This is a genomic window from Caballeronia sp. M23-90 (assembly GCF_053574605.1).
In genome coordinates, this window is sequence record NZ_JBSIPA010000418.1 from 1 (window position 1) to 5,765 (window position 5,765).

At 61.0% G+C, this 5,765-nt stretch carries 4 protein-coding genes and 1 pseudogene; all 5 read right to left on the reverse strand.

The window, feature by feature from the left end:
* Window positions 1–2,985 (reverse strand): excinuclease ABC subunit UvrA (gene uvrA, locus ACRXB1_RS28690; protein WP_449493955.1); only part of this gene is annotated, 2,985 nt, incomplete at its 3' end.
* 172 nt (window positions 2,986–3,157) lie between these two features.
* On the reverse strand, window positions 3,158–3,889 hold the full coding sequence (locus tag ACRXB1_RS28695) for a GntR family transcriptional regulator (protein WP_062172455.1): 732 nt from the start codon (window positions 3,887–3,889) through the stop codon (window positions 3,158–3,160).
* 32 nt (window positions 3,890–3,921) lie between these two features.
* A complete protein-coding gene (gene hpxZ / locus ACRXB1_RS28700; RefSeq protein ID WP_449493956.1) occupies window positions 3,922–4,314 on the reverse strand; it encodes an oxalurate catabolism protein HpxZ in 393 nt (130 codons plus the stop codon).
* A complete protein-coding gene (locus ACRXB1_RS28705; protein ID WP_449493957.1) occupies window positions 4,311–5,315 on the reverse strand; it encodes a formamidase in 1,005 nt (334 codons plus the stop codon). The genes hpxZ and ACRXB1_RS28705 overlap by 4 nt, the downstream gene beginning before the upstream one ends.
* Window positions 5,312–5,765 (reverse strand): annotated as a pseudogene (locus ACRXB1_RS28710) (ABC transporter ATP-binding protein); the annotation flags it as partial. The gene ACRXB1_RS28705 and the pseudogene ACRXB1_RS28710, both read right to left, overlap by 4 nt.

Sequence of the window (5,765 nt, forward strand, 5' to 3'; positions counted from 1 at the left end):
TGCCGCAAGCTGCAACGGCACGCCCGATGCCCGCTTCTGCGCGGCGCCCGGCGCCATGGCTTCCTCGTAATCGAGCAAGGCCTTGCCCGTGTGCGATTGTTCACAAGCGGAGACATCGTCCGGTGTGCCTACGCAAACCACCAGGCCGCCTGCGTCACCACCTTCAGGACCCAGATCGATGATCCAGTCGGCCGCGCGGATCACGTCGAGGTTGTGCTCGATCACGATCAGCGAATGGCCGCGTTCCAGCAGACGCCGAAGCGCTTGCATGAGCTTGGCGATGTCATCGAAGTGAAGACCGGTCGTGGGTTCGTCGAACATGAACAGACGGCCCGGCTTGTTGCCGCTCGCTTGTGCCGTTTCCGCGAGGAAACCCGCCAGTTTGAGGCGTTGCGCTTCGCCGCCGGAAAGCGTCGGGACGGGCTGTCCGAGCTTCACGTATTCAAGTCCAACGTCCACGATAGGCTGCAACACCCGCAGCACTTCCTTGTCCTTGGCGAAACATGCGACGGCTTCGCTGACGGTCAGGTCGAGCACATCGGCGACGCTCAGGGAACGGCCATCGCGCTCGATCTGCACATCGAGGATTTCCGCACGATACCGCCGGCCATCGCAATCCGGGCAACGCAAATACACATCGCTCAGGAACTGCATTTCCACGTGCTCGAAGCCCGAGCCGCCGCAGGTCGGGCAACGGCCGTCGCCGGAGTTGAAGCTGAACATGCCCGCGCTGTAACCGCGTTGCGCCGCCAGCGGCGCCTTTGCGAAGAGCTTGCGAATTTCATCGAAAGCGCCAACGTAGCTCGCCGGATTCGAACGCGCCGTGCGACCGATCGGCGACTGATCCACGAAGATCACTTCGCTTAATTCGTCCGCGCCTTTCAGCGCGCGAAATGCGCCCGGCGTTTCCGTTGCCTTGCCGAAATGACGCAGCAAGGCTGGCGCGAGGACATCCTGGATCAGCGTCGATTTGCCCGAACCCGATACCCCCGTCACGCACACCAGACGCTGCAGCGGAATCTCGACCGTGACATCGCGCAGGTTGTGTTGCGTCGCACCTTCGAGCACGAGCCGCGGCGTCTTTGCATCGACTGCGCGGCGCTGCCAGTTCGACACATGCGCTACGTGCTTGCGGCCGCCAAGATAAGCGCCAGTGAGCGTGTCGCTATGTTCAATGTCGTTCGGCGATCCGTCATACACGATCGAGCCGCCGCGTTCGCCGGGGCCCGGACCCATATCGATAAGACGATCCGCCGCCAGCATCACCGACGGATCGTGCTCGACGACCACCAGCGTGTTGCCCGCATCGCGCAGCCGGTGCATTGCCTCGACAATCCGGTTCAGGTCGCGCGGATGCAAGCCGATGCTCGGTTCATCGAGCACGAACAGCGTGTTCACGAGCGACGTGCCGAGCGCGGTCGTCAGGTTGATCCGCTGCACTTCGCCGCCCGACAGCGTGCGGCTCTGGCGATCCAGCGTGAGGTAACCGAGGCCGACATCGCAAAGATACTTGAGGCGGGTGCGGACTTCGTTGTGCAGCAGCTTGAGCGCGTCGTCGAGCAACGTGCTTGGCAGTGTCAGCGAATCGAAGAACCGGCGAATCCGGTCGATCGGCATCAGCATCAGGTCGTGCAGCGTGAGGCCGGGCAGCGCTTCGAGTTGCGGACGTGTCCATTCCACGCCGGCCGGCAGGAAACGATCGGCCGGACTTAACACGGCGTCCGCCTGGTCCTTCGTACCAAGACGCCACAGCAGCGCTTCGGTTTTCAGCCGCGCGCCTTCGCACACCGGACACTTCGTATAGCTGCGATATTTCGACAGCAGCACGCGGATGTGCATCTTGTACGCCTTCGATTCCAGGTAATCGAAGAAACGCTGCACGCCGTACCACTGGTTCTGCCACTTGCCCGTCCAGTCCGGCGAACCGTTGATCACCCAGTCGCGTTCCTTTTGCGTCAGGTCGCTCCAGGGCACCCCAAGCCGAATGCCGGCCTTCGCGCCGTAGCGCAACAGGTCGTCCTGATTTTCCTGCCATGCGGGCGTCTGCATCGTCTTGATCGCGCCGCCGCGCAGCGTCTTGCGTTCATCGGGGATCACGAGACCGAGATCCACGCCGATCACGCGGCCAAATCCACGGCACGTTTCGCACGCGCCGTACGCCGAGTTGAACGAGAACAACGCGGGTTGCGGATCGGCGTAGCGAATATCGCTTTCCGGGCTGTGAAGGCCGGTGGAGAAGCGCCACGTGGGAACGTCCGTTGGCTTGTCGCTGTCTTCCGCGCCCGGCTCCGGCAACACATACACATTCACACGCCCCGTGCCGCGCAGCAACGCGCCTTCGATCGCCTCGAGCGCCCGCGACCGTTCCGTGTTCTGCAAACGGAACCTGTCGGCGACCACATCGAGCATCTGCCGGCCGTCCTGATGCCGCTTGGCCTGCACGCGCGTATAACCGCTCGCGGAAAGCCATTGCGCGACTTCTTCGTCGCTCGCGGACTCGGGCAGCTCGACCGGGAACGTGATCGCAATACGCGGATCGTTCGCCTTCGTGCGCTCCAGCAATTCGACGTAGATGGTCTCCGGCGTGTCATGCCGGACCTGATGCGAGGTCTTTTTATCGAAGAGCTCGGCAGCGCGCGCATAGAACAGCTTCAGGTGATCGTTCAGCTCGGTCATCGTGCCGACAGTCGAGCGCGAACTGCGCACCGGATTCGTCTGGTCGATGGCAATCGCCGGCGGCACGCCGTCCACGCGATCCACCTGCGGACGATCCATCCGGTCGAGGAATTGCCGCGCGTAGGCGCTGAACGTTTCGACATATCGACGCTGGCCTTCGGCGTAGAGCGTGTCGAAAACAAGGCTCGATTTACCCGAGCCGGAGGGACCGGTCACCACGGTCATCTGGCCCGTGTACAGGTCCAGGTCGATATTCTTGAGATTGTGCTGGCGAGCGCCGCGAATGCGGATTGCGTTGTTGGATGCCAATTTTTCCTAACCGGTTCAATGAGTTAGATCGTCCACCGAAGCGTCGGTACCGCGTACGGCTCGCGCTGGAGCCGCTGCTGTGCAAAGCACTTCGATGAGATAACTGCGGAAGTATCCGATACTGTACACCCGTACAGTGTTTTTGGCAGACCGAACCGGCGGCCAGGATGACCTACGACACGAATGGCAGCTTTACATCACGAGCTGCATCGAGCATTGAGACGGTGATCTTCCGGACTTCCAGCTTGCTCTGCGTGATATGGGCACGCAGCAAGATGGATGCCTCAGTCAGGCGTTTGCGTTCGATCAGATGCAGCATGGTCGAATGTTCGTCGTAAGTCGCGCTGGTCCTGTGCGGCTTCAGAAAATCGAGGCGGCGCACGATGCGGATGCGTTCTGTCACATCGTTATGCACGCGGACCATCTCGGCATTCCCCGTTGCGGACACCACTCGCCGATGAAAATCCTCGTCCATGCCAAACATTTTCACGGCGTCGGATTCACGGGCTTCGGGCTCGACGCACCAGATTGCCTTGAGCGCATCGATAGCAACGCGCGCCGCGTCGCCGCCCGCAGTCATTCGTTCGAGCGCGGCGAGTTCGAGCACGATGCGCAGATCGTAGAGCTGGTCCATCTGATTGAAGTCGATCGTCGCGACCTTCCAGCCGCGCCGGAAACCTACTTCGAGGTAACCCTCGCGTTGCAGGCGGAACAGGCCGTCGCGCATGGGCGTGCGCGATACACCGTAATACTGCGCGATACCGTTCTCAGAAAAGCGGTCGCCCGGAAACAGCCTGAAGTTGAAGATGTCGTGCTTCAGCCGCTGATAAACCTGTTCGGCAAGGGGATTGGCCGCGTTCGGCTCAACTATTTCAATACCCGCTTCAATCGTGTCTTCCTGCATTCGCGCTCCCGTTTGTTCTTATTATCGGCGTTTCAGGGTTCGGGAATCAGGCTGACGTGCGCGGCGACGATTTTCCAGTTGCCGTCATCGCCAATGCGAGCCCAGCTTTGCATCTGCCTTCCGATCAACGGCGTGGTATCGCTCGTGAATTCAGTGCTGACGGTTGCGAAGTCCGTGCCAAAAGTCGTGACGATGGTCCGGTGCAACTTGCGCGAAGCCGGCACCGGCGCGCACGTCTCGCGCCATTGGCGGATGGCGTCGCCCCCATGCTGGATCTCGGCAATGCCATAACGCACGGTCTCGGTTGCATTCCAGAACAGTGCATTCATGGTCTCGATGTCGTTGGCGACCAGCGCGCGTTCATATTCGACGAACGCCGCGCACACTTGTGCGATCACCTCGGGCTGGTTGATCGGCAACGTCATGACTTGCCCTTGTAGGTGCGCTCGGGTGGCGCGAAACCGCAGGACGTTCCGTCTGTTACCTTCACGCCGTCTTCCCATGGCAACCGATATTCACCATGCACCATGTCATGCATGAACGTGTACGGGCAATCCTGCGCGCCGCCCTTCACGGCAACATATCCGCGATGCCCGAACTGATAGATGTTGTTCTCGACGCCCCAGTTCAAGCGCGCTTCGCGAACGAGGTCAGGCCGCATTTCACAAGTGATGATTTCGTCCGGCCGGTGACTGCCGTCCACCATCACCGTGCCATCGAAATCGCAGAACATACCTTCGCCCATGGAATCAAAACTGCCGTCGGTGCCGCAGAGACACACGCTTGCCGTTTGCGCGAGGTTCTGGAATGCGTTCGACTGGTTCGTGATACGCCATGCGTGGCGTATCGGCGCGGTATATCCCGCTGTGCGCAGAATGATTTCCGCGCCCTTGTACGCGGCTTCGCGCGCCATCTCGGGGAACATGCCGTCGTGGCAGATGATGAGCGAAAGCACCGCACCCTTCGGCCCGATGCACACCGGAACCCCTATGTTTCCAGGCTCCCACGGCTCGACTGGCACCCATGGATGCAGCTTGCGATAATAAAGTCTGACCTCGCCGGTATCGTCGATGATCAGTCCGCTGTTGTACGGATTGCCGCCCGGGTTGAGTTCCATGATCGAGAAGCAGCCCCAGATCCTGTGCTCGATACACGCTGCCTTGAACGCCGCTACTTCGGGACCATCGAGCGTACACATGATGGCGTCATCCGTGCGCATGGAGAGACCATGTAGCGCGTACTCCGGAAACACGACGAGGTCCATCGCCGGATTGTTGCGTCGCGCCTTGCCGACCATTGCCACGATCTTCTGCGTCTGTGCAGCGAGTTCTTCGCGCGTCGCGACATCCGGATTCTGCAATTGCACCAGTCCGACCACGATGCCGTTTGGCGACTTGTTCAATCCGCCCAATCCACTCGAGCTCATTCAATGACCTCCTTCAAAGGTTCGGCTGCAGGCACGGTTTGCGCGACCGTATCGCCATGTCCCGCCATGTAATGACCGAGCGTTGCACGATCTGCGTTTGCGGCGGATGTCTCGAACACGAGTTCGCCTTCCGCGATCACCGCGATACGATCCGCCAGTTCCAGCAATTCGTCGAGATCTTCGCTGACCAGCAGGACCGCTGCGCCGGCATCGCGTGCGGCCATGATGCGTGCGTGAATGTCAGCCACCGATGCAAAGTCGAGACCAAACACCGGATTCGCGACGATCAGTACGTCGACGGGTTGACCCAGTTCGCGAGCCAGCACCGCGCGCTGCACGTTGCCGCCCGAGAGTGTGCCGATGGCGCGTTCAGGAAGCGGCGGCCGCACGTTGAATTCATCAATGAGCTGGGCTGCACGATCGCGCATCGCGCGGCGGTCGAGACGCCAA